The 25,048-nt window shown below is 74.8% G+C and carries 23 protein-coding genes and 2 pseudogenes; 8 read left to right on the forward strand and 17 right to left on the reverse strand.

The features are described 5' to 3' along the window. The first annotated feature begins 18 nt into the window (after positions 1–18). Positions 19–1,053, forward strand: a complete 1,035-nt coding sequence (locus JOD57_RS06195; RefSeq protein ID WP_204691090.1) for a carbohydrate kinase family protein — start codon at positions 19–21, stop codon at positions 1,051–1,053. A 229-nt stretch (positions 1,054–1,282) separates the two neighbouring features. On the opposite strand, the pseudogene JOD57_RS26725 reads toward JOD57_RS06195, so the two are convergent. From JOD57_RS26725 to JOD57_RS06245, 11 genes and pseudogenes are all read right to left on the reverse strand, one after another. Continuing rightward, a pseudogene (locus JOD57_RS26725) lies at positions 1,283–1,567 on the reverse strand (alpha-amylase family glycosyl hydrolase); the annotation flags it as partial. Between the two features lie 38 nt (positions 1,568–1,605). Further along, positions 1,606–2,010, reverse strand: a pseudogene (locus JOD57_RS26730) (alpha-amylase family glycosyl hydrolase); the annotation flags it as partial. Between the two features lie 36 nt (positions 2,011–2,046). Next, positions 2,047–3,345 carry an ABC transporter ATP-binding protein gene (locus JOD57_RS06205; RefSeq protein WP_239568223.1) on the reverse strand — a complete coding sequence of 433 codons (1,299 nt, stop codon included), beginning with the start codon at positions 3,343–3,345 and terminating at the stop codon, positions 2,047–2,049. Positions 3,346–3,393: 48 nt separating this feature from the next. After that, positions 3,394–4,227: a carbohydrate ABC transporter permease gene (locus JOD57_RS06210; protein WP_204691091.1), complete on the reverse strand. Its 834-nt coding sequence runs from the start codon at positions 4,225–4,227 to the stop codon at positions 3,394–3,396. Further along, complete coding sequence (locus JOD57_RS06215) at positions 4,227–5,189, reverse strand: carbohydrate ABC transporter permease (RefSeq protein ID WP_204691092.1); 963 nt, start codon at positions 5,187–5,189, stop codon at positions 4,227–4,229. The genes JOD57_RS06210 and JOD57_RS06215 overlap by 1 nt, the downstream gene beginning before the upstream one ends. Continuing rightward, positions 5,186–6,466: an extracellular solute-binding protein gene (locus JOD57_RS06220; RefSeq protein WP_307824506.1), complete on the reverse strand. Its 1,281-nt coding sequence runs from the start codon at positions 6,464–6,466 to the stop codon at positions 5,186–5,188. The genes JOD57_RS06215 and JOD57_RS06220 overlap by 4 nt, the downstream gene beginning before the upstream one ends. Before the next feature lie 201 nt (positions 6,467–6,667). Next, the gene (locus JOD57_RS06225) at positions 6,668–7,897 is read right to left on the reverse strand and encodes a DUF4032 domain-containing protein (protein ID WP_204691094.1); all 1,230 of its coding nucleotides are present in this window, start codon (positions 7,895–7,897) and stop codon (positions 6,668–6,670) included. A 195-nt stretch (positions 7,898–8,092) separates the two neighbouring features. Further along, entirely contained in the window at positions 8,093–8,518 is a 426-nt protein-coding gene (locus tag JOD57_RS06230; protein WP_204691095.1) for a helix-turn-helix domain-containing protein, read from the reverse strand. 167 nt (positions 8,519–8,685) lie between these two features. After that, the gene (gene pgsA / locus JOD57_RS06235; protein WP_204691096.1) at positions 8,686–9,348 is read right to left on the reverse strand and encodes a CDP-diacylglycerol--glycerol-3-phosphate 3-phosphatidyltransferase; all 663 of its coding nucleotides are present in this window, start codon (positions 9,346–9,348) and stop codon (positions 8,686–8,688) included. 7 nt (positions 9,349–9,355) lie between these two features. After that, positions 9,356–10,807, reverse strand: a complete 1,452-nt coding sequence (locus JOD57_RS06240; protein WP_204691097.1) for a MiaB/RimO family radical SAM methylthiotransferase — start codon at positions 10,805–10,807, stop codon at positions 9,356–9,358. A gap of 36 nt (positions 10,808–10,843) precedes the next feature. Further along, positions 10,844–13,396, reverse strand: a complete 2,553-nt coding sequence (locus JOD57_RS06245; protein ID WP_204691098.1) for a DNA translocase FtsK — start codon at positions 13,394–13,396, stop codon at positions 10,844–10,846. Positions 13,397–13,470: 74 nt separating this feature from the next. Here JOD57_RS06245 and JOD57_RS06250 point away from each other — a divergent pair, with 74 nt between their 5' ends. From JOD57_RS06250 to JOD57_RS06260, 3 genes are all read left to right on the forward strand, one after another. Continuing rightward, complete coding sequence (locus tag JOD57_RS06250; protein WP_204691099.1) at positions 13,471–15,417, forward strand: alpha/beta hydrolase family protein; 1,947 nt, start codon at positions 13,471–13,473, stop codon at positions 15,415–15,417. A 72-nt stretch (positions 15,418–15,489) separates the two neighbouring features. Beyond that, positions 15,490–16,023 carry a sigma-70 family RNA polymerase sigma factor gene (locus tag JOD57_RS06255; RefSeq protein WP_204691100.1) on the forward strand — a complete coding sequence of 178 codons (534 nt, stop codon included), beginning with the start codon at positions 15,490–15,492 and terminating at the stop codon, positions 16,021–16,023. Further along, positions 16,020–16,691 carry an anti-sigma factor family protein gene (locus JOD57_RS06260; RefSeq protein WP_204691101.1) on the forward strand — a complete coding sequence of 224 codons (672 nt, stop codon included), beginning with the start codon at positions 16,020–16,022 and terminating at the stop codon, positions 16,689–16,691. The genes JOD57_RS06255 and JOD57_RS06260 overlap by 4 nt, the downstream gene beginning before the upstream one ends. A gap of 62 nt (positions 16,692–16,753) precedes the next feature. Here the strand turns inward: JOD57_RS06260 and JOD57_RS26155 are convergent, their stop codons facing one another. After that, positions 16,754–16,876, reverse strand: coding sequence for a hypothetical protein (locus tag JOD57_RS26155; RefSeq protein ID WP_275582060.1), 123 nt, complete (start codon positions 16,874–16,876; stop codon positions 16,754–16,756). 193 nt (positions 16,877–17,069) lie between these two features. Here JOD57_RS26155 and JOD57_RS06265 point away from each other — a divergent pair, with 193 nt between their 5' ends. Together JOD57_RS06265 and JOD57_RS06270 are read left to right on the forward strand one after the other, a co-directional pair. Continuing rightward, on the forward strand, positions 17,070–17,783 hold the full coding sequence (locus JOD57_RS06265; RefSeq protein WP_204691102.1) for a CHRD domain-containing protein: 714 nt from the start codon (positions 17,070–17,072) through the stop codon (positions 17,781–17,783). Positions 17,784–17,785: 2 nt separating this feature from the next. Further along, entirely contained in the window at positions 17,786–18,415 is a 630-nt protein-coding gene (locus JOD57_RS06270; protein ID WP_204691103.1) for a class F sortase, read from the forward strand. Positions 18,416–18,458: 43 nt separating this feature from the next. Here the strand turns inward: JOD57_RS06270 and JOD57_RS06275 are convergent, their stop codons facing one another. From JOD57_RS06275 to JOD57_RS06295, 5 genes are read right to left on the reverse strand one after another with little or no spacing between them, the layout of a single operon-like run. Beyond that, positions 18,459–20,171: a ribonuclease J gene (locus JOD57_RS06275; protein ID WP_204691104.1), complete on the reverse strand. Its 1,713-nt coding sequence runs from the start codon at positions 20,169–20,171 to the stop codon at positions 18,459–18,461. A gap of 10 nt (positions 20,172–20,181) precedes the next feature. After that, a complete protein-coding gene (gene dapA, locus JOD57_RS06280; RefSeq protein ID WP_204691105.1) occupies positions 20,182–21,078 on the reverse strand; it encodes a 4-hydroxy-tetrahydrodipicolinate synthase in 897 nt (298 codons plus the stop codon). 10 nt (positions 21,079–21,088) lie between these two features. Continuing rightward, positions 21,089–21,613 carry a dihydrofolate reductase gene (locus JOD57_RS06285; RefSeq protein ID WP_204691106.1) on the reverse strand — a complete coding sequence of 175 codons (525 nt, stop codon included), beginning with the start codon at positions 21,611–21,613 and terminating at the stop codon, positions 21,089–21,091. Next, the gene (locus JOD57_RS06290; protein ID WP_204691107.1) at positions 21,610–22,425 is read right to left on the reverse strand and encodes a thymidylate synthase; all 816 of its coding nucleotides are present in this window, start codon (positions 22,423–22,425) and stop codon (positions 21,610–21,612) included. The genes JOD57_RS06285 and JOD57_RS06290 overlap by 4 nt, the downstream gene beginning before the upstream one ends. Positions 22,426–22,436: 11 nt before the next feature. Then, positions 22,437–23,669 carry a winged helix-turn-helix domain-containing protein gene (locus JOD57_RS06295; protein ID WP_204691108.1) on the reverse strand — a complete coding sequence of 411 codons (1,233 nt, stop codon included), beginning with the start codon at positions 23,667–23,669 and terminating at the stop codon, positions 22,437–22,439. Between the two features lie 64 nt (positions 23,670–23,733). On the opposite strand from JOD57_RS06295, the gene JOD57_RS06300 reads away from it, so the two are divergent. Together JOD57_RS06300 and JOD57_RS06305 are read left to right on the forward strand one after the other, a co-directional pair. After that, entirely contained in the window at positions 23,734–24,318 is a 585-nt protein-coding gene (locus JOD57_RS06300) for a GNAT family N-acetyltransferase (RefSeq protein ID WP_204691109.1), read from the forward strand. Beyond that, on the forward strand, positions 24,315–24,977 hold the full coding sequence (locus tag JOD57_RS06305; protein ID WP_204691110.1) for a DUF2461 domain-containing protein: 663 nt from the start codon (positions 24,315–24,317) through the stop codon (positions 24,975–24,977). Before JOD57_RS06300 ends, JOD57_RS06305 begins: the two co-directional genes overlap by 4 nt. Positions 24,978–25,048 lie beyond the last annotated feature (71 nt).

Here is a 25,048-nt window from a genome sequence, read left to right on the forward strand (position 1 = left end):
GGGCCCTAGGGTCGGGCGATGGACAGCGACGTCCCCGCCCTCACGGTCCTCGGCGAGTTCGTCGTCGACCTGCTCCCCGACCCGTCGGCCGGCGCCGGACCGGAGGGCACCACCCCCCACTACGTCGCCCGCCCCGGCGGCAACGCGCTCAACGTCGCCGTCGCGGCCGGCCGGCTCGGCACGCCGGTCGCGCTGCTGGCCCGGCTGGGCACCGGCCCGCTGGCCACGCCGCTGCGCCGGCACGCCGAGCTGTCCGGGGTCGACCTGGCAGGGGTCGTCGACGCCGTCGAGCCGGTCAGCCTGGCCGTCGTCGGCCTCGACGACTCGGGCTCCCCCGACTACGGCTTCCACGTGCAGGGCGCGGCCGACTGGCAGTGGACCGACGAGGAGCTGGCGGCGGCGCTGCCCGGGGCCACGGCGGTGCTGCACGTCGGCTCCATCTCCTCCTGGACGCCGCCGGGGTGCGACGCGATCGCCCGCCTGGCCGAGCGGGTCGCCGGGCGGGCGCTGGTCAGCGTCGACCCCAACCTGCGGCCGATGCTCGCCGGCGGCCCGGTCGGCGCCTCGCTGGGCAACGACCCGGACGCCGTCCGCGCCCGCCTGGACCGGCTGGTCGCCGTGGCCGACGTCGTGAAGGTCAGCGCCGAGGACCTCGGGTGGCTGGAGCCCGACGCCGGAGCCGACCTCGACGGCGCCGCGCAGCGGTGGGCCGGACGCGGTCCGGCGCTGGTCCTGCTCACCGACGGCGGCGCCCCGCTGCGGGTGGCGCGGCCGGGACGCCCGCTGCTGCACCGCGCGCCGCCGCCGGTGACCGTCGTCGACACCGTCGGCGCCGGCGACTCGCTGGCCGCCGGGCTGTTCGCCGGCCTGCTGGCCGCCGGGGTGACCTCCCGCGCGGCGCTGGAGGCGCTGTCCGACGACGACCTGGTCCGCCTGGTCGACGACGCCGCCCTGGTCGCCGCGCTCAACTGCACCCGCGTGGGTGCCGACCCGCCGACCGCCGAGGAGCTGGCCGCCGCCCGGGCGGAGCGGGACGCCGACCCGGGCCGCTAGCCGGTCGCCAGCCAGGCGGCGGTGTCGGCGGGCCGGTCGCGGCGCAGCCGCAGGGCGGCCCGGTGGAGCGACAGCGTGGACGACGGGTCCTCGCGCTGGGCGGCCACGGTGAGGTCCCGCCACGCCGCCGGCTGCGGCAGCCGGGGGGCGACGCCGTCCGCGCTGAAGCCGAACGGCGGGCGGTCCCCGGACCACGGGGGACCTTGGCCACGGCGGGCGCCGCGTGGACGCGGATGCCGTCGACACCCCGGTCGAGCCGGAAGCGGACGATCCCGTCGAACTCCTCCCGGACACCGGGGTGCTCCCAGTCGAGGTCGGGCTGCTCGGGGGCGAACAGGTGCAGGTACCACTGCCCCGGCCGGCCACCGGGCTCGTCGACCCACGTCCACGCCGGGCCGCCGAAGGCGCCGATCCAGTCGTTGGGCGGCTCGGCGCCCCCGGCCCGGCGTCCCGGAAGGAGTACCGCCCCCGCTCCGGTGACCCAGGACCCGCGCCGGGGGCTGCCCGGAACCACGGGTGCTCCGCCGAGGTGTGGCTCGCCACCAGGTCGACGACGACGCGCAGCCCCAGGGCGTGGGCGTCGGCGAGCAGTGCGTCGACGTCGGCGAGGGTCCCGAAGCGCGGGTCGACGTCGCGGTACTCGGCGACGTCGTAGCCGCCGTCGGCCATCGGGGACGGGTACCACGGGGTCGTCCAGAGGGCGTCCACGCCGAGGTCGGCGAGGTGCTCCAGCCGGCTGCGCAGACCCCGGACGGCACCGAGTCCGTCGCCGTCGCCGTCGGCGGAACTGGGCAGGTGAACCTCGTAGACGACCGCCGTCCGCCACCACGGACGGCGGTCGTCCGACGTCGGCACGGTCCCGGCTCCCTCCCCGGGCGTCCCCGAGTGCGGGCGGCCGCGTCCTCCCGCCCCGGGCCTGCGAGGAGCGGGAGGACGGGCGGCCCCTGCCGGGCCCACCGCGGGCCCGGGAGCGGTGGGAGGCAGGCGGCTCTGCTAGGCGGCGCCGGCCCGGTGCGCCCCGGAGCCGACGCTGCCGCCGCCACCGTCGCCGGTGCCGCCCCGGCCCTGCGCGTCCTGCACCTGCTCGACCCGGTCCTCGGCGGCCATCTGCGTGAGGCGGGCGCCGGCCTCGGCGTCGCGGGTCAGGTTGTCGCCCGTCTGCGGGTCGAAGACGTGCACCTTCCGGCTGTCCAGCCAGAACTCCGCCTCCCGGCCCTCGCGGATCCGGCTGGTCGAGTCGATGGACACGATCGCCTGCGTCCGCAGCTCCTCGGAGTCCAGCTCGCGGGACAGGCTGCGCAGCTGGGCGGTGATCGCCTCCGGCGCCTCGTACGGGATGTAGGCGTACTGCGAGTCGCCCAGCCACTCCGTGACGTCGACCCGGGCGCGGAACACCGACCCGAGGGGGCGCTTGGCCTCGTCGACCAGGCTGGCGTCCTCGAAGTACTCCGGCCGGATGCCCACCAGCAGCAGGTCCCGTCCCCGGACGGCCGCGACCCGCTGCTCGTCGAGCGTGACCGACCCGAACGGCGTCGAGAGGGCGTTGCCCTCCAGCGTCGCGGGCAGGAAGTTCATCGGCGGGGAGCCGATGAACCCGGCGACGAAGAGGTTGACCGGCTGCTCGTAGAGCTCCCGGGGCGAGGCGACCTGCTGGATCTTGCCCTTGCGCAGGACGCAGACCCGGTCGCCGAGGGTCATGGCCTCGGTCTGGTCGTGGGTGACGTAGACCGTGGTGATGCCCAGCCGGCGCTGCAGCCGCGAGATCTCGGTGCGCATCTGCCCGCGCAGCTTGGCGTCGAGGTTGGACAGCGGCTCGTCGAACAGGAACGCCTCGGCCTGGCGCACGATCGCCCGGCCCATCGCCACCCGCTGGCGCTGACCGCCGGAGAGGTTGGCCGGCTTGCGCTCCAGGTGCTCCTTGAGCTCGAGCACGTCGGAGGCCTCGTTCACCCGGCGGCGGACCTCGTCGTCGGGCGTCTTGGACAGCCGCAGCGGGAAGGCGATGTTCTCGTACACGGTCATGTGCGGGTACAGCGCGTAGTTCTGGAAGACCATCGACAGGTTGCGCTCGCGCGGGGCGAGGTCGTTGACCCGCTTGCCGCCGATGATCATGTCGCCGCTGGTGATGTCCTCCAGCCCGACGATCATCCGCAGCAGCGTCGACTTCCCGCAGCCGGACGGGCCGACCAGGATCATGAACTCGCCGTCGGCGATGTCCAGGCTGACGTCGTTCACGGCCGGGTAGCCGTCGCCGTACTGCTTGACGATGTGCTTCATCTCGATGGAGGCCATCAGATCTCGTCCCCTCTGGACGTGAGTGGAGTGGGGAGCACAGCCGGGTCAGCCCTTGACCGCGCCGTTGGTGAGGCCGGCGACGATGCGCCGCTGGAACAGCAGGACCAGGACGACGACGGGGATGGTGACGATCACCGCGGCCGCGGCGATGGCCCCCGTCGGGTCCTCGAACTGCGAGGCGCCGGTGAACAGGCCCAGCGCGGCCGGGACGGGACGGGACGCGTCCGTCGACGTCAGCGAGATGCCGTAGGCGAAGTCGTTCCACGCGATGAAGAAGGCGATGATCGCGGTGGTGAAGACGCCCGGGGCGGCGAGCGGGACGATGACCTTGCGGAACGCCTGCCACGTGGTCGCACCGTCGACCTGCGCGGCCTGCTCCATCTCCCAGGGGATCTCCCGGAAGAACGCCGACATCGTCCAGATGGAGATGGGCAGGGTCAGTGACAGGTACGGGATGATCAGCCCGGGCCAGGTGTCGTAGAGCCCGATCTGCCGCCACAGGTTGAACAGCGGCGTGACGATCGAGATCACCGGGAAGATCGCCACCCCCAGCGCGGTGCCGAGGATGACCTTCTTGCCCGGGAAGTCCAGCCGGGCGATCGCGTACGCGGCGAACATCGACAGGATGCAGGAGATCGCCGTGGCGATCAGGCAGATCCCGAAGCTGTTGCGCAGCGCCGGCAGGAACAGGTCACTCGCCGACCCGGTGAGGATCGTCGAGTAGTTCACGAACGAGAACTCGGTCGGCAGGAACTGGCCGTTGGCCACGTCCGACGGCGCCTTCAACGACAGCGAGATGATCCACGCGATCGGGAACAGGCAGTAGACGATGATCAGGACGCCGCCGACGACCCACCAGACCTTCGACCTCGTCGACATCAGCGCTCACCCCTCGCCTGGGCCAGGTCGACCTTGAAGCCCTTGATGAACAGGAACGCGATCAGCACGACCGCGAGGAAGAGCAGGACCGAGACCGCCGAGCCGAGGCCGATCTCCAACCGCGCGATGGTCTGCCGGTAGGCGAGGAAGGACACCGACTCGGTGCCGTTGGCCCCCGCCGTCATGATGTAGATGCTGTCGAAGACCCGGAAGGCGTCCAGCGTCCGGAACAGCAGGGCCACCATGATCGCGGCCTTCATGTTCGGGATGGTCACCTTCCACAGCCGCTGCCACCGGGTGGCGCCGTCGACCTTCGCCGCCTCCTGGAGCACCTCGGGCACCTGCGCCAGGCCGGCGAGCAGGAGGAGGGAGATGAACGGTGTGGTCTTCCAGATCTCGGCCAGGCAGATCACCAGCAGCGAGGTGCCGGTGCCGCCGAACCAGTCGGTGGTCGAGGCGATCCCGGGGAGCCACGCGAACCAGCTGTTGACGAAGCCGGTCTGGATGTTGAAGGCGAACTGCCAGGCGAAGGCGGACACGACCGTGATGACCGCGTACGGGATGAGGATCGCCGCCCGGACGACGGGCCGGATCGACGACAGGGCCTTGACCATGACCAGCGCCAGGGCAAAGCCGAGCACCAGCTCCACGGCGACGGTGACCACCGTGATGAGCACCGTGACGCCCACCGACTGCCACCACAGGGGGTCGGTGAGGACCACCCAGTAGTTCGACAGCCCGTTGAACGCCCGGTTCTCGGGGTCGGTGAGCCGGTAGCTGAACAGCGAGTCGTAGACCGCCTGCAGGATCGGGTACGCGGTCACCAGGAGCATGACCAGGAACGCCGGTCCGGCCAGGAGCCAGCCGAGTTTGCGCTCGGCCCGCGATCGGTCGCTGATCGTCCCGCGAGGTGAGGAGACCGGCTGGGTCTTCTCGACCGGCGGGAGGGTGGTCTGGGTCATAGCAGCTGCTCTCCGCTCAGAACGGCGCTGATGAGTTCGGCGGCCCGCTGGGCCGTCTCGGGTGAGGCCGACGACGGCGGGTGGTACTCGCGCTGGAGGCCGCCGGAGACCTCGCTGTAGTAGGGGGTCTGCGGCCGGGGTGCCGCCAGCTCCAGGGAGTCCCGGATGGTGGCCGCCATCGGGAAGGCCTCCTGGACCTCCGGGTCGTCGTACACGGCCACCGACGACGCCGGGTTGCCGTTGGTGATCATGTACTCGGCCTGGTTCTCGTCGGTGGTGATGCACTCGGTCGCCTGGTAGGCGAGGTCGACGTTGTCGCTGAAGGCACCCACGCCGAGGTTGATCCCGCCGTACGGCGGCGCGCTCGGGGTCTCGGCGTCCACCCGCGGGTAGATCGTCCACCCGTAGTCGTCGGGCACCGAGGCGTCGAGCGTGCCGGCCTCGACGGCGCTGAGGGCGCGGGACCAGACGAACGGCCAGTTGACCATGAAGCCGCCGTCCTCGCTCTCGAACTGCGTGGCGGAGGTGTCCTCGCTCGAGGTGGAGAAGGCCGCCCCGACGACGCCGGAGTCCGCCACGAGCGCCATGACCTCGGCGGCACGCTCACCGGCCGGGCTGGTCAGGCCGAGCTGGATCTGGTCGGGGTCGGTGGAGTTCTCCTCGATGACCGAGCCGCCCGCCGACTCGATGAGCGCGTTGAACCACACGGTGAGCGACTCGGCTCGCCGTCCCTGGGCGCTGACGATCGTCCCGGTGTCCTGGGCGGCCTGGACGATCTGCTCCCACGTGACCGGCTGGGTCATGTCCAGCCCGGCGGCCTCGGCGACCGACTTGCGGTACCAGAGCAGCTGGGTGTTGGCCCAGAACGGCACCGTGACCAGCTCCTCGTTCCAGGTCGAGCCCTCGATGGAGCTCTGGACGACGCCCTCGGTCACCCGGTCGGCGAGGTCCGCCGGGACGGGAGCGAGGAAGCCGGCCTGGGCGAACTCGGGGATGTAGGGCGGGTCGAGGCTGACGATGTCGATCGAGGCGTCGTTGGCCGCGAGCCGGCGGACGAGCTGCTCGCGCTGGGCCGAGGACTCCCGTGGCAGGATGGACACCGCGATCCGGTAGGCGCCGTCCGACTCCTCGGAGCACCTCTCGGCGATGGTCGCCTGTCCCCCCGAGTCGGGGTTGATGTACCAGTTGAGGACCGGGGTGGCGGAGTCCTCTCCCCCGCCACCGCAGGCTGCCAGGGTGGACGCCAGGACGAACGCGGTCGCAGCCCCGCCCAGCACGCGTCGGCGTCGCCTGCGTGGCGTGCGGGACGGTCGGCGCCCCCCGGCGTCCGGCCCCGGTCGTTTCCCGATGGACAACCTCATCGCCTCCCGATTCGGCGAGCTCTGACGATCACCGCTCCCGTACGGTGGCCCACCTCACAGGCCGCCGCAACCCGGTCGTGTCCCTCGTGTGACCAGGGGTGCGGCGTTCCGGACGGATCAGGGCCGGGTGGCGATCACCGAGGGCGTCGTGAGCTCCACGGGGGTGGCCGCGAGGACGGTGCTGACGTAGGACCGGGTGGCCTCCGTCGTGCCGACGTCGCGCCCGGCCTTCTCCGAGAGGAACCACCGGTGCTCGAGCACCTCGTGGAAGACCTCGGCCGGTGCCAGCCGCCCGGCGAGCTCCGCGGGGATGGCGTCGACCACGGGTTGGTAGACCTCGGACAGCCAGCGGGCCCCGGCCACCGCCTCCGACACCGGGGCGCCGCTCCTCTGCTCCAGGTAGGCGCGGTAGGTGCGCAGGTCGTTGAGCAGCCGCCGCGCCTGGTTCTCCTGCACCTCCAGGCCGGTGAGCCGGAAGAGCTCCCGCCGGTGCTGTCCCGGCGCGGAGACCCGGGTCTCGACCCGCAGGCGCGCACCCTCCTCGGAGGTCACCAGCTCGACCTCGCCGACGTCGAAGCCGAGGTCGTTGAGCCGCCGCAGCCGCTCGGCCACCCGGTAGCGCTGCTCCTCGGCGCGGAAGGCCTCCTCGCGGTTGACCTCCTCCCACAGGGACTCGTAGCGCACGGGCAGGCTGTCGGCGACCTCGATCGGGTCGACGCCGGCCGGCAGCAGCTCTCCGAACTGCAGGTCCAGCAGCTCGGCGCCCACGCGCTCCCGCGCCAGGTCGACGTCGTAGCCGCGCTGCCCCCGGCTCAGCTGCGGGTGGCGCTCGGCGGTCTCGGCGTCGACGAGGTGGGCCGCCAGCGCACCGGCGTCCAGCCGGAAGAGCGTGTTGGACAGCGAGCAGTCACCCCAGAACACCCCGGCCAGGTGCAGGCGCACGAGCAGCACGACGAGGGTGTCCATGAGCTGGTCCACCGACTGCCGCGCGCTGGGCCGGGAGAACAGGTAGCGGTAGGACATCGAGTACTCGAGGTAGCGGGTGACGAGGATGGCGTCCTGCCCGTGGGGCCGGTCCACGCAGATGCCCAGCACGGAGACCGCCGGCAGGCCCTCCGCCTCGAACTCGCCGAGCAGCGCGTACTCGTGCCTGGCCAGCGGCTCGGCGATCTCCTTGAGGGCGAAGACCGCGCCCTGCTCGGCGACGAAGCGCACGACGTGCCGCGAGATGCCGCGCTGCGGCACCTCGAGCAGGAGTCCGGGGTCCCACTCCTCGAGCGGCTGGTCCCAGGGCAGGGCGAGCAACCTCGCGCCGTCCGTCCCCGGGGGACGGAACAGGTACCGCACGGCGACCTCCGTGGCTGGGCGGTCGGCAGCCGACCGCACACGGTGGGGCTGCCGGCCTCACCATGCCACGACCGTGACGCCGTCGCGCGCCTCCGGCGACCCTCCGCTGTTCCCCGGGCGCGTCGCCCGCCCGTCCTCGGTGTCCCCCGCTGCCGGCCCCCTCGGGGCGTCCCGCCGCGGGCGCCGCGACCGGCCTCAGGCGGCCAGGGAGACGGCGCTGCCCGCGCGGTGCGCGGCGCGGGTGGTGGTGCCGACCAGCGCGAGCGCGGGCTCGGGCGCCGGGGTGCCGGCGTCGGCGGGGACGGCGACCGGCTCGGCCGGTGCGTCCTCCACGGGGCCCCCGACGGCGGCGCCGGCCGTGGCGGGGGTGAGCGGACGGACCCGGCCGTCGGGCCCGCGCAGCTCGGTGCTGATCTCGGCGAGCAGGTCGGCCAGCTCGACGTCGAGGGCGTCGCAGATGGAGGCGAGCAGTTCCGAGGAGGCCTCCTTCTGGCCCCGCTCCACCTCCGAGAGGTAGCCCAGGCTCACCCGGGCGGCACCGGAGACGTCGCGCAGCGTCCGCCGCTGGCGCAGGCGGTGACCACGCAGGGTCCGCCCGAGCTGGGTGCGCAGCAGCGTCATGGCCGTCTCCTGTCTGGCGGGGGAAGAGCGGCGGCACCCGCCGGTGCCGTGCGCCCACGGTACTTGGCCGGTCTGACGCGCACCGGCCCGGCGCGGTCACGTCCGCTCATGGCGTAACGCCGCCACCGACCAGGACGTTCCGTCCCCGACCGGTGGGCGCGTCGGGGTCAGGCGACGGTGTCGCTGCGGGAGCCGGCCGGCCCGGCGGCACGCCGGGCGGTGGCCGCGCGCATGGCCCGGGCACTGGTCCGGCGCAGCGTCAGCGCTCGGTAGACGTAGTCCAGGCCGGTGGCCAGGGTCAGTACCAGCGCGGCGGCCATGACCCACCAGCGGGCGCTGGCCAGCAGCCCGGTCAGCGGCAGGATGTAGAGGCCGATCGCCAGGGCCTGCACGACGGTCTTCGCCTTGCCGCCGCGGCTGGCGGCGATGACGCCGTGGCGGATCACCCAGAACCGCAGCAGGGTCACCCCGACCTCGCGGACGAGGATCGCCAGCGTCACCCACCAGGGCAGCAGCCCGAGGACCGACAGCCCGATGAGCGCGGTGCCGGTGAGCGCCTTGTCGGCGATCGGGTCGGCCAGCTTGCCGAACTCGGTCACCTGACCGGTGCGCCGCGCGATGAGCCCGTCGTAGCGGTCGGTGATGATCGCCAGCCCGAAGAACACCGTGGCCCACACCCGCCGGCCGTCGTCCACCCCGCCGTCGGAGATCAGCAGGGCGGCGAAGACCGGCACGACCGCCAGCCGCAGCACGGTCAGCGCGTTGGGCAGGTTGACCAGCCGCGCCGACTGCGGGGGCGTGGCCGCGGGGTCGGGGGCCACGTCGCTCACCGGGCGCTCACCGGGTGGCCGGCCCGGGGAGGGCGGGTTCGAGCGCGGCGGCGACGAGGTCCACGCCCTCGGTCGCGACCACCTCGGCGGTCAGCAGCTGTCCCGGCCGGGCGTCCGCGGGCACCCCGGTGACCCTCGTCGTGCCGTCGGCGTCGGGGTCCTGGTGGGCGGCGTGCCCGGCCCACACCCCGGGCCCCTCCTCGCTGTCCGGGGAGGCGGCGAGGTCCTCGGTGAGCAGCACCTCGACCCGCGAGCCGACGCGCTCCTCGGCGCGCTGGGCGGTCAGCTCCTCGACCAGGTCGGTGATCCGGCGGACCCGCGCGTCGATCCCGGGCTGGTCGAGCTTGCCGGGCAGGCCGATCGCCTCGGTGCCCTCCTCGTCGGAGTAGCCGAACACCCCGACGGCGTCGAGCCGGGCCTCGGTGAGGAAGCGCTCGAGCTCGGCGACGTCGTCCTCGGTCTCCCCGGGGAAGCCGAGGATGACGTTGGTGCGGAAGCCGGCGTCGGGCGCCAGCGCCCGGGCCCGCTCGACGAGCGCCAGGAAGTCGTCGGTGCCGCCGAAGCGGCGCATGCGGCGCAGCAGGCCGGGCGAGGAGTGCTGGAACGACAGGTCGAAGTAGGGCGCGATCCCGTCGGTGGCGGCGATGACCTCGAGCAGGCCCGGCCGCAGCTCGGCCGGCTGCAGGTAGGCCACCCGGACGCGGACGACGCCCTCGACCGCGGCCAGCTGGGGCAGCAGCCGCTCCAGCGAGCGCAGGTCGCCGAGGTCCTTGCCGTAGGAGGTGGAGTTCTCGCTGACCAGCACCAGCTCGGTGACGCCCTGCCCGGCCAGCCAGCGCGCCTCGGTGAGCACGTCGGCCGGCGGCCGGGAGACGAACGAGCCGCGGAAGGTGGGGATGGCGCAGAAGGCGCAGCGGCGGTCGCAGCCGGAGGCGAGCTTGAGTGCCGCCGTCGGTCCCGCGGCCAGCCGGCGGCGCTGCACCCAGCCGTGGCCGGGGATGGCCGGGGCCTCCGGGGCGGTGGCCGCCGCGGTGCGGGCCACCGGGCTGATCGGCAGCAGCGTGCGTCGGTCACGGGGCGAGTGCGGCACCAGCGGGCGGCCGGTCAGGACGTCGTCGAGCCGGTCGCCGATCGCGGCGTAGTCGTCGAAGCCGAGGACGGTGGCCTCCGGCAGCGCCCCGGCGAGCTCGGCGCCGTAGCGCTCGGCCATGCAGCCGACGGCGACCACCTCGGCACCGGAGTCCGTGGCGGCGAGGATCGCGTCGACGGAGTCCTTCTTCGCCGACTCGATGAAGCCGCAGGTGTTCACCAGGACGGCGTCGGCGCCCTCGGCGTCCTCGACCAGCCGGTAGCCGTCGGCGGCCAGCCGGCCGGCCAGCTCCTCGGAGTCGACCTCGTTGCGGGCGCACCCGAGGGTCACCACCGCCACTCTGCGCGCAGGGGAGGGCGGAGCTGTCACCGGTCCATCGTAGGCGCCGTCCGCGACGGGGTCCTCCTACTCGCCGGCGGGCAGCGTGCCGCCACGCAGCGTGAACAGCACCGACTCGAGCTCGTCGGGCTTGACCAGCACGTCGCGGGCCTTGGAGCCCTCCGACGGGCCCACCACGCCGCGCGTCTCCATGAGGTCCATGAGGCGGCCGGCCTTGGCGAAGCCGACCCGCAGCTTGCGCTGCAGCATCGACGTCGACCCGAACTGGCTGGTGACGACGAGCTCGACGGCCTGGACCAGGAGCTCGAGGTCCCCGCCGATGTCCTCGTCGATCTCCTTCTTCTCCGCCGCGGCGGCGCTGAAGACCTCCTCGCGGTACTCCGGCTCGGCCTGCCGCTTGGTGAACTCGACGACCGCCTCGATCTCGGCGTCGGAGACGTAGGCGCCCTGCACGCGGATCGGCTTGCCGGCGCCGATCGGCAGGAACAGGGCGTCGCCCATGCCGATCAGCTTCTCCGCGCCGGGCTGGTCGAGGATGACCCGGCTGTCGGTGAGGCTGGAGGTGGAGAAGGCCAGCCGCGAGGGCACGTTGGCCTTGATCAGGCCGGTGACGACGTCGACGGAGGGCCGCTGGGTGGCCAGCACCAGGTGGATGCCGGCGGCGCGCGCCTTCTGGGTGATCCGCACGATCGACTCCTCGACGTCGCGCGGGGCCACCATCATCAGGTCGGCGAGCTCGTCGACGATCGCCAGGATGTAGGGGTAGGGCCGGTACACCCGCTCGCTGCCGGGCGGCGCGGTGATCTCGCCGCGCTCCACCTTGCGGTTGAAGTCGTCGATGTGCCGGACCCCGGTGGCCCGCATGTCCTGGTACCGCTGCTCCATCTCCTCGACCAGCCAGGCCAGCGCGGTGGCGGCCTTCTTGGGGTCGGTGATGATCGGCGTGATCAGGTGCGGGATGCCGTCGTAGGGCGTGAGCTCGACCATCTTCGGGTCGACCAGGATCATCCGCAGCTGGTCGGGCGTGGCCCGCAGCAGCAGCGAGGTCAGCAGCGAGTTGATGCAGCTGGACTTGCCGGCGCCGGTGGCACCGGCCACCAGCAGGTGCGGCATCTTCGCCAGGTTGGCGCAGACGAAGCCGCCCTCGATGTCCTTGCCCAGGCCGACAAGCATCGGGTGCGGGTCCTGCTTGGCCGCCGACGAGCGCATGACGTCGCCGAGGCTGACCGTCTCGCGGTCGGTGTTGGGCACCTCGATGCCCACCGCCGACTTGCCGGGGATCGGCGCCAGGATGCGGATGTTGTCGTTGGCGACGGCGTAGGCGAGGTTGCGCGTCAGCGCGGTGATCTTCTCGACCTTCACCGCGGGGCCGAGCTCGACCTCGTAGCGGGTGACCGTCGGGCCGCGGGTGAAGCCGGTGACCGCGGCGTCGACGTTGAACTGCTCGAGCACGCCGGTGATCGCCTCGATGGCGACGTCGTTGGCCTGCGAGCGCGCCCGCGGCGGGGTGCCGGGCCGCAGGGTGCTGATCGAGGGCAGCACGTAGTCGCCCTCGACCGGCTGGATGACCAGCTGCTGCGGCTCCTCGATCGGCGGCAGGTCCTCCGGCGGGGCGGTGCGGTCCTCCACCGGGCGGCGCGGCGCGGGCGCGGGGGCCGGCTCGTGCCGCACGGCCTCCTGCACCTCGGCGGCCGGGACGTGGTCGATCGGGCCGGTGCTGGTGAGGTCGGGCGAGGGGTCCTCGGCCAGCGCCTCGGCGAGCGCGGCCTGCTTCGAGCGGCGCGGGCGCGGCGCCTCCTCCGGCTCCTCCTCGTACCCGTCCTGCTCGTAGCCGTCCTCGTCCCACTCCCCGTCCGAGCGGCCGGTGGCCCGGTCGGCGAAGGCGCGCAGCCGCTCGGGCACCTGGTGCAGCGGCGTCGCGGTGAGCACGAGGACGGCGAAGACCGCGAGCAGGGACAGCAACACGACGGCCACGACGGCGCCGAGGCCGGCGGTCAGCGGCGTCCCCACCGCCCAGCCGACGAGGCCGCCGGTGCCGGGCCGGCCGGCCAGCGGGTCGCCCTGGGTGCCGACCACCGAGGCGATGCCGAGCACGGCGAGCACGGCGCACAGCCAGCCGATCGCCAGCCGGCCGCGGGCCTCCGGTCGGGGGCCGCGGCGCAGCAGCCGCAGCGCGGCGAGGAGGAGCACGACGGGCAGGACGACGAGCAGCGAGCCGACCACCCAGCGGACGGCGTCGGCCAGGCCGGCACCGACCGGGCCGATCCCGTCGAACCACGCGGCGGCACCGAGGACGACGGCGAGACCGAGGACGGCCAGGCCCGCACCGTCGCGGCGGTGCTCGGGGGCCAGTGGCTCGGCCTCCTCCGGGCGGGCGACCGAGCGGGCCAGCCCGCCGGCGCCGCGGGCGAGCAGCGACCAGGCGCCGGCGGTGGCCCGCCAGACGCCGGCGGCCGCGCCCGGCCCCTGCTTCGGGGCGGGCCGGCGGGCCGGGGGCTTGCGGTTGCCGTTGCGGGCAGGGGTGCGCGGGGCCGGCCGCTTCCCCGAGGCCGTCGACCCGGACCGGCCCTTCGGGGCCGAGCCGGCCGGCCGGCGCGAGGGCGTGGTGCGGGCAGGCATGCGCCGACGGTAGCCGCCACCCAGCCGTCTCCCAGGCAGGCGCAGCGTCGTGTCCCGGCCCTACGGTCGGGCGCATGCCCACCGCAGCACCCCTCCCGTACGGCAGCTGGCCCACCCCGGTGACCTCCGCGCTCGTCGTGCGCGCCGCCGCGCGGCTCGGCGAGGTCGCCGTCGACGGCCCCGACGTCTGGTGGGCGGAGTCACGCCCGGCCGAGGGCGGGCGCACCGCGCTGGTGCGCCGGTCGGCCGACGGCACGGTCACCGACGTCCTCCCCGCTCCGTGGGACGCCCGGACGCGGGTGCACGAGTACGGCGGCGGGGCGTGGACGGTGGCCGGCGGCGTCCTGTGGTTCGCGCACCTCCCCGACCAGCGGCTGTACCGGCTCGGCCCCGGCGACGCCGCGCCGGTCGCGCTCACCCCGGAGCCGGAGCTGCCCGCCGGGGTCCGGTACGCCGACCTGCACCTCGACGCCGACGGGGTCTCCCTGCTCGCCGTCCGGGAGACGCACACCGCGAGCGGGGCCGCGGCCGACGTGCGCAACGAGGTGGTGCGGATCGCCCCCGACGGGACCGTCGAGGTGCTGGTGACCGGGCCGGACTTCGTGTCCGACCCGCGTCCCGGCCCGGAGGGGCAGCTGGCGTGGCTGCAGTGGGACCACCCGGCGATGCCCTGGGACGCCGCGCAGCTGGTGGTCCGCGCCGCCGACGGCACCGAGACCGTGGTGGCGGGGGGACCGGGTGAGTCCGTGGTGCAGCCGACCTGGGACGCCGACGGCTCGCTCCTCTTCTCCTGCGACCGCACCGACGTGTGGGCGCTCTGGCGCCGCCGGCCCGGCGGCACCGCCGAGCTCGTGCTGGACACCGGCGCCGACCTCGCCCAGCCGCAGTGGCGCTTCGCCGCCAGCCGGTCCACCCCGCTCGGGGACGGCCGGGTGGCGCTCGCACTCCCGCGGGACGGCGCCGACCGCCTCGCCGTCCTGTCCCCGGGCGGCGACGTGCACGAGGTCGATCTCCCGTACCCAGCGCTCACCCAGGTGCGGGCCCAGGACGGCGCCGTCGTCTGCGCGGCCGCGGGTCCCACGACCGAGCCGGTCGTCGTGCGGGTCGATGTCGGCGACGGCGCCACCGAGGTGCTGCGCCCGGCCCGCGACCCGGGCCTGGACCCCGCGTGGATCTCGGTCCCGGAGCCGGTCACCTTCCCGACCGAGGACCTCGGCACCGGCATCCCGTTCGCCCATGCGGCGGTCTACCCGCCCACCGCGCCGGAGGTGGGCGCGCCCGAGGGCGACCTGCCGCCCCTGGTCGTGATGGTCCACGGCGGCCCGACGTCGGCCCATCCGCGGACGCTGGACCTCGAGATCCAGTACTTCACCTCCCGCGGCTTCTGCGTCGCGCACGTCAACCACCGGGGCTCCACCGGTTACGGCCGCCGCTACCGCGACGCGCTGCAGGGCAGGTGGGGCGTGGTCGACCTCGACGACGTCGTCGCCTGCGCGCGGCACCTGGCCGGCACCGGGCGGGTGGACCCCGCGCGGATGGCGATCCGCGGCGGCTCGGCCGGCGGGTTCACCACGCTGGCCGCGCTCACCCGGCGGCCGGGGGTCTTCACCGCGGGCGCCAGCCACTTCGGAGTCGCCGACCTCGCCGCCCTGGCGCGTGACACCCACAAGTTCGAGTCCCGCTACCTCGACGGGCTGGTGGCGCCCTGGCCCGAGGGCGCGGACGTCTACGCCGAGCGCTCGCCGATCACGCACGTCGACGCGCTGGACACCCCGCTGGCGGTCTTCCAGGGCGACGAGGACCGCGTCGTCCCGCCGGAGCAGGCCGAGGTGCTGGTGGCGGCCCTGCGGGACGAGCACGTGCCGCACGCCTACCTGCTGTTCCCCGGCGAGCAGCACGGCTTCCGCAGGGCGGAGAACATCCGCGCCGCCCTGGACGGCGAGCTGTCGTTCTACGCGCAGGTGTGGGGCTTCGGCCTGCCCGCGGAGGAGGGCATCGTGCCGATCGAGGTCGTGCGCTGAGTCGCTGAACGGCCGGGGTCTCGCGTGCGTACGTCCCCGTGACAGGGTGACCCGAGGCCCGGGAGGGTGTGGATGGGACGGCACACACCGGTGCCGGCGGCACCGCTGGACGTGCGGGCCGCCTACGCCGCGCACGGTGCGGAGCTGTACCGCTTCGCCCTGCGCCAGCTCGGGGACGGCGGCGCGGCGCAGGACGTCGTCCAGGAGGTGTTCCTGCGGGCCTGGCGGGCGTCGGGTTCCTACGATCCCCAGCTGGCCAGCCTGCGCACGTGGCTGTTCGCCATCGCCCGCAACGTGGTCGTCGACGAGGCCCGCCGCTTCGCCGTCCGGCCGTGGCAGCAGCAGCTCACCGACGGCGCCGACCTCGAGGCGCCCGCGGCGGCCGCCGCCGACGAGGGACTGGTGGACGCCTGGGTGGTCGAGGAGGCGCTGCGCCGGATCAGCGAGGAGCACCGCACGGTGATCGTGCAGACGCACCTGCGCGGCCGGCCGTACGCGGAGGTGGCGGCCGAGCTCGGCGTCCCCGTCGGGACGCTGCGCAGCCGGGTGTTCTACGGGCTCAAGGCGCTGCGCCTGGCCCTCGACGAGATGGGGGTCGAGCCGTGAGGGACGAGCACCGGGAGCTCCGGGAGCTGCTGGGCGCCTTCGCGCTGGGCCACCTCGACCCGCCCGAGCGCGACCGGGTCCGCGCCCACCTCGACGGGTGCGCCGCCTGCCGGGCCGAGCTGGCCGAGCTGGTGCCGCTCGGACGGCGGCTGTCCGCCGTCGACCCCGACGCCCTCGACGAGACGCCCACTCCCCCACCGGGCCTGGGCGAGGCGGTGCTCGCCCGCATCGCCGAGGAGGAGCGCCGGGTCGTGCCACTGCGCCGCAGGACGACGGTGCGCCGCCGGGTCGCCCTGGGTGCCGCCGTGACCGGGGTCGCCGCGGCCGGCGCCGTGGTCGGCTGGGTCGCGCGCCCGGTGCCCGACCCCGTGCCGCTGGAGCCGGTGTCCGTGCAGGCCGTGGCGTCCGACGTCGAGGCCCGCGCCGACCTGGTGCCGCACACCTGGGGCGTCGAGGTGCGGCTCACCGGCACCGGCTTCGACGCCGGGGAGGTGTACCGGGTGGCGGTCACCGCCGACGACGGGCGTGAGGTGCCGGCCGGGGAGTTCCTCGGGGTGGGCCCCCAGCCGATGCGCTGCAACCTCAACTCCTCGGTGCTGCGGGCCGACGCGGTCGCCTTCGAGGTGGTCGACGCCGACGGCGACGTGGTGGCCCGCTCGGAGTTCTGACCGGCCCCGGACGCGCAGCGGGGGCGCCGCCCCGTGGTCGGCGCCCCCGTGCGGGTCGGTGGTCAGGCCTCGCCCGGCACCGTCGGGCCGTCGACGCCGGCGCCGTCCCGGAGCACGGCGAGCAGGAGCAGTGCGACGGTCGAGGGGCCGCCGGCGGTGCCGGCACGCCGGGTCGTGGATCGCACGGCAGCTCCCCTCGGGGTCCGCGACGTCCGCCTGCCGGACGCCGCACAGAGGGGGATACGGCGGCGAGCCGCGTCCCGTTCACCACCCGGACACGAATTCTCGGGAGCGGCCGGGGCGCTGCCGGGCCTGAACGCCGGACGGCCCGGCCCCGTACCCCCTGGTGACCACCGTCCCCGCACCGAGGAGCGCCCCGTGTCCCGACTCCACTCGTCCCTGGCCCGCACCGCTGTCGTCACCGGGTTCGCCGGAGCCGCGGTCCTGGTCGGCTCCGGCGGTGCCTCCGCCGAGACGGAGGTGGCCGAGCCGGCCACCTTCACCAGCGCCTTCACGGCGATGGCGACGCCCGATGCGGTCATCAACAGCGACGGCGTCCCCACCCCGGGCACGCCGGGTGCGTCGGGGACCTTCACGTACCGGATCAACTCCGACCTGGAGATCATCTGCTACGACATCACCCTCTCCGGGGTCACGCCGCCCTTCCAGAGCCCGGCGAAGACGGCCACCCACGTCCACCAGGCGGCCGCCGGCCAGGCCGGGCCGCCGCGGCTCGCCTTCCCGAACCCCGAGGACGACGGCTCGGGCCGGCTGGTGAGCAGCGGCTGCCTGCAGGGGCCGTTCACCACCGGCGTCGTGACCGACGGGGCCGACACCGGCGCCGGCTTCAGCCTCGCGCAGCTCGAGGCCGACCCGTCGTCCTTCTCCACCGACACCCACACCGCCGCCTCACCGGCCGGCGCCGTGCGCGGTCAGCTGACCCCGGTCCCGGCCGGGGGCGTGGAGACCGGCGCCGGCGGCACGGCGGAGGACACCGCGGACGGGGCGGCCCTGCTCCCGGCGGCCGGCCTCGCTGCGCTGGTCGCCGCCGGCGCGGTGGCGCTGCGCCGTCGGACCACGACCGGCGCCTGAGGGTGCGCCCCGGCCTCGCGGTGACGCTGGCGGTGACGGCGGTGCTGCTCGCCGGCTGCGCCGCCTCGGGCACAGCCGGGTCCGGGGCTCCCCCTCCGCCCACCGCGACGGCGGACCCGTCCGGCCCGGTGCCGCCGTCGGCGGTGCCTGCGCCGGGCGGGCCGGCCGTCGTCGACCCGGCCACCGTGCCCGAGCCGGTCGCGGTCTCGGTGCCCGCGATCGGGGTGAGGGACGAGCTCCTCGAGCTGGGCGTCGGCGCCGACGGCACCGCCGAGGTGCCCGCCGACTTCGACCGGGTCGGCTGGTTCACCGGCGGCGGCCGGCCCGGGGCGCGCGGGCCCACCGTCCTGCTCGGGCACGTCGACTCCACCGCCGGTCCCGCCGTCTTCCACGACCTGCGCGACCTCGGTCCCGGGGACGTCGTCGAGGTGACCGTCGCCGACGGGTCGGTGGCGCGTTACGAGGTCGTCGGTACCGAGCAGTTCCCGAAGGACGAGTTCCCCACCGCAGCCGTCTTCGGGGCCACCGCCGACGACGTGCTCCGGCTGGTGACCTGCACCGGCGCCTTCGACCGCGGCGCCCGCAGCTACGTCGACAACCTCGTCGTCACCGCCGCGCGCAGCACTCCGTGACACCCGCGGCCTCCCCGCAAGTGGGGGGCAGGGCGGTCCGTCCTCAGACCTCGAGGACGGTGGGGATGATCATGGGACGACGGCGGTGGGTGTCCGAGACCCACTTGCCGACGGTCCGGCGGATCACCTGGGAGAGCCGGTGGGCGTCGCTCTGCCCGTCGGAGAGCTCCCGCTTGAGGTTGTCCTCGACCAGCCGCAGCACCTCGTCGAAGGCCGTGGGGTCGTCGGAGAAGCCGCGGGTGGACAGGTGCACCGGCCGCACGATCGTGCCGGTGGACGGCTCGACGACGACGGTGAGCGCCACGAAGCCCTCGTCGCCGAGGATCCGCCGCTCCTGCAGCGACTCCTCGCCGACGTCGCCGACGTTGAGCCCGTCGACGTAGACGTTGCCCACCGGCACCGACCCGGAGATCGAGGCCTTGCCGTCCACGAGGTCCACCACGACGCCGTCCTCGGCCAGCAGCACCCGGTCGGCGGCCATGCCGGTCTGCTCGGCCAGCGCCGCGTGCGCCCGCAGGTGCCGCCACTCGCCGTGCACCGGCATGAGGTAGCGCGGCTTGGCCACGTTGAGCAGCGTGCGCAGCTCCCCGGCCGGCGCGTGCCCGGAGACGTGCACCATCGCCGTCTCCTTGTGCACGACCGTCGCACCCAGCCGCGCCAGGCCGTTGATGACCTTGTAGACGGCGGTCTCGTTGCCCGGCACCAGCGAGGAGGCCAGCACGATCGTGTCGCCGGCCTCGATGGTCACCTGGTGGTGCTCGCCGCGCGCCATGCGGCCCAGCGCCGACAGCGGCTCGCCCTGCGACCCGGTGCTCACCAGCACCACCTGCTCCGGCGGCATCGACGTCGCCTCGTCGAGGCCGACCATGAGGCCGGGCGCGACGCGCAGCAGGCCGAGGTCGCGGGCCACCCCCATGTTGCGCACCATCGAGCGCCCGACGAGGGCGACCTTGCGGCCGTGGACGTCGGCGGCGTCGAGCACCTGCTGGATGCGGTGCACGTGGCTGGCGAAGCTGGAGACGATGAGCCGCTGCGTGGCGCGGCGGAACACGTCCTCGAGCACCGGGCCGATCGCCCGCTCCGGGACGACGAAGCCGGGGATCTCCGCGTTGGTGGAGTCGGCGAGCAGCAGGTCGATGCCCTCGATGCCGAGCCGGGCGAACGCGCCGAGGTCGGTGAGGACGCCGTCGAGCGGGAGCTGGTCCATCTTGAAGTCACCGGTGTGCACCAGGACCCCGGCGGGGGTGTGCACGGCGACGGCCAGCGCGTCGGGGATCGAGTGGTTGACCGAGATGAACTCGCAGTGGAACGGCCCGGCCACGTGGTCGTCGCCGGCGGCCACCTCGACCAGCACCGGGTCCAGCCGGTGCTCGCGCAGCTTGGCCTTGACCAGCGCGAGGGTGAACCGGGAGCCGACCAGCGGGATGTCGCCGCGCAGCCGCAGCAGGTAGGGGATCGCGCCGATGTGGTCCTCGTGCCCGTGGGTGAGGACGACGGCGGCGACGTCGTCGAGGCGGTGCTCGATGACGCCGAAGTCCGGGAGGATCAGGTCGACGCCGGGCTGCTCGGCCTCGGGGAACAGCACGCCGCAGTCGATGACCAGCAGCGTGCCGTCGAACTCGAGGACGGCCATGTTGCGGCCGATCTCGCCCAGCCCGCCGAGGGCGATGACCCGCAGGCCGCCGGTCGGCAGCGGCGGCGGGTGCTTCAGGTCCAGGTGCGGCTGGCTGGCCTGTCCAGCGGAACTGACGGTCATGGAGCGGTGCTCACAGGGCGATGCCTCCGTCGGCGAGGTCGGTGCGCAGCTGCGCGATCTGCTCGGGCGTGGCGTCGACCAGCGGCGGGCGCACGGGGCCGGCGGGCAGCCCCAGCTCGCGCAGCGCGGCCTTCACCATGATGACGCCCTGGGTCCGGAAGACGCCGGTGTAGACCGGCAGGAGTGCCTGGTTGACGCTGCGCGCCCGCTCGAGGTCGCCGGCCTCCACGGCGGCGATCAGCTCCGCCAGCCGCTGCCCCACCAGGTGGCCCACCACGCTCACCACGCCGACGGCGCCGATCGCCAGCAGCGGCAGGTTGAGCATGTCCTCGCCGGAGTAGTAGGCGAGGTCGGTGCGGGCCAGGGTCCAGGCGACGGCGCCGAGGTCGGCCTTGGCGTCCTTCACCGCGACGATCCGCGGGTGCTCGGCGGCCCGCACCAGCGTCTCGACCTCGATCGGCACGACCGACCGGGGCGGGATGTCGTAGAGCATCACCGGCAGACCGGTGGCGTCGGCGACCGCGGTGAAGTGCCGCAGCAGACCGGCCTGCGGGGGCTTGTTGTAGTAGGGGGTGACGACGAGCAGGCCGTGCACGCCCAGCCGCTCGGCCTCCCGCGCCCGGTCGATCGAGTGCGCCGTGTCGTTCGTGCCGACCCCGGCGACCACGGTGGCGCGGTCGCCGACCGCGTCGAGGACCGCCTCGAGGACGGCCCGCTGCTCGGCGTCGCTGGTGGTCGGCGACTCCCCCGTCGTGCCGTGGACGACCAGTCCGTCGTGGGCCTGCCGGTCGACCAGGTGCGCGGCCAGCTCCTGGGCCCCGGCGAGGTCGATCGAGCCGTCCTCGGCGAACGGGGTGACCATCGCCGTGAGGACGCGCCCGAACGGCCGGGCAGGGTCGGTGGTCATGCGGCTGAATCTACCGACCGGCGCCGGTGCCGACCGGCCCGGCGGCGGAGGCGCGCAGGTACTCCGAGACGGCGTAGGCCAGCCCGGTCGTCGACGTCGCCCACCCGTCCTCGGGTGTGCGGGAGATCCGCCGCCAGCCGGCGTCCAGGACGGGGGCGCGGGTGTCGCCGTCGACGGCCAGGTCGACGTCGGTGACGACGAGCCGGCCGGCGTGCGGCAGGAACGCCGCGTACACCGCCGCCCCGCCGATCACCCAGCAGTCGGGGTGGGACGCGAGCACCTCGCCGGCCGAGCCGGCGCGCCGCGCGCCGTCGGCCGACCAGGAGGGGTCGGTGGTGAGGACGACGTTGACCCGGCCGGGCAGCGGGCGGTTGCGCTCCGGCAGCGACTCCCAGGTGCGCCGGCCCATGACCACGGTGCCGCCGGTGGTCAGCCGCCGGAACAGCCGCAGGTCCTCGGGCAGGTGCCAGGGCAGCCGGCCGCCGGCGCCGATGACCCGGTCGTGGGCCTGCGCCCAGATGCAGGCGACCGTCACACCGCGACGGCGGCGCGGATCGCCGGGTGCGGGTCGTACCCGCGCAGGGCGAAGTGCTCGAAGGAGTAGTCGAACAGCGAGGCCGACGGCGCCAGGTCGAGGTGCGGGAAGGGCCGCACCGGGCGGGAGAGCTGCTCGCGCACCTGCTCGACGTGGTTGCTGTAGACGTGGCAGTCGCCGCCCACCCAGATGAACTCCCCCGGCAGCAGGCCGGCCTGGTCGGCGACCATGCGGGTGAGCAGGGCGTAGCTGGCGATGTTGAACGGCACACCGAGGAACATGTCGGCGCTGCGCTGGTACAGCTGGCAGGACAGCCGCCCGTCGTGGACGGCGAACTGGAACAGCGCGTGGCACGGGGCCAGCGCCATGTCCGGCAGCGCCGCGACGTTCCAGGCCGAGACGACCATGCGGCGCGAGTCGGGGTCGGCGCGCAGCGTGTCCAGGACGCCGGCGATCTGGTCGACCGTGCCGCCGTCCGGGGTGGGCCACGACCGCCACTGGACGCCGTAGACGGGCCCGAGGTCGCCGTTCTGGTCGGCCCACTCGTCCCAGATGGTGACGCCGTTGTCGCGGAGCCAGCGCGTGTTGCCGTCGCCGCGCAGGAACCACAGCAGCTCGACGGCGACCGACCGGAAGTGCACCTTCTTGGTGGTGACCAGCGGGAACCGCTCGGAGAGGTCGTAGCGCAGCCGCTCACCGAACAGGCTGACGGTGCCGGTGCCGGTCCGGTCGGACTTCGGCCTCCCCTGCTCGAGGATGCGCCGGAGGAGGTCCTCGTACTGCGTGTCGACCGGTCCGCTGGTGCTGCCCACGGCCGCCGAGCCTAGGCGACGTCGGCCGGCGAGGAGGCCAGTGCGTTGGTGAGGTCGGCCGCGAGGTCACCCCGGTCGGCGACGGTGACGTCGTCGAGCTCCAGCCACCCGGCCATGAGCCGCAGCTCGGCGGCGAGCGCGTCGGCCACCTCGGCCCGGTCGACGCCGTGCTCGGCGTGCGTGGCCTGGGCGCGCAGCACGCCGGACTGCCGGTCGGCCTTGAGGTCGACCCGGGCCACCAGTCGGTCGCCGAGCAGGAACGGCAGCACGTAGTAGCCGTGCACCCGCTGCGCGGCCGGCGTGTAGATCTCCAGCCGGTAGCGGAAGCCGAAGAGCCGCTCGACCCGCGGCCGCTCCCACACCAGGCTGTCGAACGGTGAGAGCAGGGCGCGGGCGCGCACCCACCGCGGTCGGCGCGCGGCCGGGTCGAGCCAGGCGGGCGTCCCCCAGCCGGCGACCTCGACCGGCAGCAGCTCACCGGCGTCGGCGAGCTCGGCGACGGCCGCGCGGGCCGGTCCGGGCCGGAGGCGGAAGTAGTCGCGCAGGTCGCGCTCGGTGGCCACGCCCAGCGCCCGGGCGGCGGTGCGCACCAGCTCGCGCACGGCGTCGGCCGGCTCGGGGGTCGGCGTCTGCAGGACGGCGGCCGGCAGCACCCGCTCGGTGAGGTCGTAGACCCGCTCGAAGGACGTCGTCCGCGCCCGCGCGGTGAGCACGCCGGTGTAGAAGAGCCACTCGAGCGCCACCTTCCCGGCGTGCCAGTTCCACATGGTCCCGGGCCGGTCGGGCCGCGGCTCGGCGAGGTCGCTGGCCCTCGTGGGCCCGGCCTCGCGGACGCGGTCGAGGACCTCGGCGACGTAGCCGGGCCGCTCGCGCTGGATGCGGACCATCGAGCCCCAGGCGTGGTCCTCGGCCGCGGCCATCCGCCAGCGCAGGTGCGGGTGCAGCCGCACCGGCAGGTAGGAGGCCTCGTGCGCCCAGTACTCGAACACCTCCGACCGGCGGGCGGTGAAGGCGTCGAGCACCGGCCGCCGGTAGGCGCCGAGCCGGCTGAACGCCGGCAGGTAGTGCGAGCGCGAGAGCACGTTGACCGAGTCGATCTGGACGACGGCCAGCCGGTCGGTCAGCCGGCGCAGCTGCCGGCTGTCGACGACGCCTGCCGGCCGCGGGTCGGCGAGACCCTGGGCGGCCAGGGCGATCCGTCGGGCCAGCGCTGCGGGGAGCCGGTCGACGGCGGGGGCGGCCACGGGCCGATCCTGCCGTGCCCCGGTGACGGTCCGCCGCCGGTGCGCGCCCACCTAGGCTGCCCGCGTGGACCCCCGGCCCTCCTTCCCGCGCCTGACCGGCACCGCGGACGTGTCGGTGCGCCCGGCGGTGCCCGCCGACGCCGCCGACGTCGCGCGGGTGCAGGGCACGACCTGGCAGGCCGCCTTCCGCGGCGTGCTGCCCGACGCGGTGCTCGACGAGTGGGACGCCGCGGCCGCGGCGGCGGCGTGGACGGCCGCGGTGACCGCTCCCCCGACGCCCGCGCACGGCGTCCTCGTGGCCCTCGACGGGGCGCAGGTGGTCGGCTTCGCCGCCTACGGGCCGCCGGAGCTCGGCGCGGGCGAGGAGCCGCACCCCGAGGGCCCGAGCACGGAGCTGGCCGTCCTGCTGGTGGAGCCGCGGTGGGGACGGCGCGGGCACGGCAGCCGGCTGCTGGCCGCGGTGGCGGACCTCGCGGCCGGGACCGGGGCGGCGCGCCTGCAGGCGTGGGTCGCCGAACGCGACGCGGTGACCGCCGCCTTCCTCGAGTCCGCCGGGTGGGCGCGCGACGGCTGGGCCCGCACCCTGGACGCGGCGGGGACACCCCTGCGCGAGGTGCGGTGGCACGCGCTCCTGGGAGGGGACGCATGACGTTCGAGGGCTTCCCCGACGAGGGTCTGATGTTCTACGAGGGTCTGGAGGCGGACAACTCGAAGACCTACTGGACCCGGCACCGCGCGGTCTACGACGCCTGCGTGCGCGCGCCGGTGCAGGCCCTGGTCGACGAGCTGGCCCCGGAGTTCGGGACGGCGAAGCTGTTCCGTCCGTACCGGGACGTGCGCTTCAGCAACGACAAGACGCCGTACAAGACCCACCAGGGCGCCGTGGTGAACCCGGAGGGCCGCGGCGCGGGCGCCTGGTACGTGCAGATCTCCGCCGAGGGGCTGCGCGTGGCCGGCGGCGCCTGGCGTCTGGAGTCCGACCAGGTGGACCGCTACCGGCGCGCGGTGGCCGACGACGTCCAGGGTCCGCGGCTGCGGGCGGAGGTGGACCGGCTCGCGGGTGGGGACTGGGAGATCGACGGGGACCGCCTCACCCGCGTCCCCAAGGGCTACCAGGTCGACGACGCCCGAGCCGACCTGCTGCGTCACCGCTCCCTGCACGCGGGCCGGCTGTTCCCCTTCGCCGACTGGCTGCACCGACGGGAGGCGCTCGACCACGTGCGCTCGGCCTGGCGGGACGTGGTGGCCCTCAACGCATGGCTGGCGGACAACGTCGGCGCCACCACCAAGGAGCTCCGCCGCCGCTAGGGCAGTGGCCGCTGCGAGCGGTGGGTCCGGGACACCGGCCCCGGACGCGTCCTGGTCGCCCTCGTCGCGCT

The organism is Geodermatophilus bullaregiensis, from assembly GCF_016907675.1.
GTDB lineage: Bacteria > Actinomycetota > Actinomycetes > Mycobacteriales > Geodermatophilaceae > Geodermatophilus > Geodermatophilus bullaregiensis.

Coding starts and splice junctions, on each gene's coding strand:
- JOD57_RS06210 (WP_204691091.1), bottom strand. CDS start 4,227: ATGTCGACGAGGTCGAAGGTCTGGTGGGTCGTCGGCGGCGTCCTGATC.
- JOD57_RS06245 (WP_204691098.1), bottom strand. CDS start 13,396: ATGCCTGCCCGCACCACGCCCTCGCGCCGGCCGGCCGGCTCGGCCCCG.
- JOD57_RS06305 (WP_204691110.1), top strand. CDS start 24,315: ATGACGTTCGAGGGCTTCCCCGACGAGGGTCTGATGTTCTACGAGGGT.
- JOD57_RS06215 (WP_204691092.1), bottom strand. CDS start 5,189: ATGACCCAGACCACCCTCCCGCCGGTCGAGAAGACCCAGCCGGTCTCC.
- dapA (WP_204691105.1), bottom strand. CDS start 21,078: ATGACCACCGACCCTGCCCGGCCGTTCGGGCGCGTCCTCACGGCGATG.
- JOD57_RS06195 (WP_204691090.1), top strand. CDS start 19: ATGGACAGCGACGTCCCCGCCCTCACGGTCCTCGGCGAGTTCGTCGTC.
- JOD57_RS06205 (WP_239568223.1), bottom strand. CDS start 3,345: ATGGCCTCCATCGAGATGAAGCACATCGTCAAGCAGTACGGCGACGGC.
- JOD57_RS06250 (WP_204691099.1), top strand. CDS start 13,471: ATGCCCACCGCAGCACCCCTCCCGTACGGCAGCTGGCCCACCCCGGTG.
- JOD57_RS06255 (WP_204691100.1), top strand. CDS start 15,490: ATGGGACGGCACACACCGGTGCCGGCGGCACCGCTGGACGTGCGGGCC.
- JOD57_RS06230 (WP_204691095.1), bottom strand. CDS start 8,518: ATGACGCTGCTGCGCACCCAGCTCGGGCGGACCCTGCGTGGTCACCGC.
- JOD57_RS06275 (WP_204691104.1), bottom strand. CDS start 20,171: ATGACCGTCAGTTCCGCTGGACAGGCCAGCCAGCCGCACCTGGACCTG.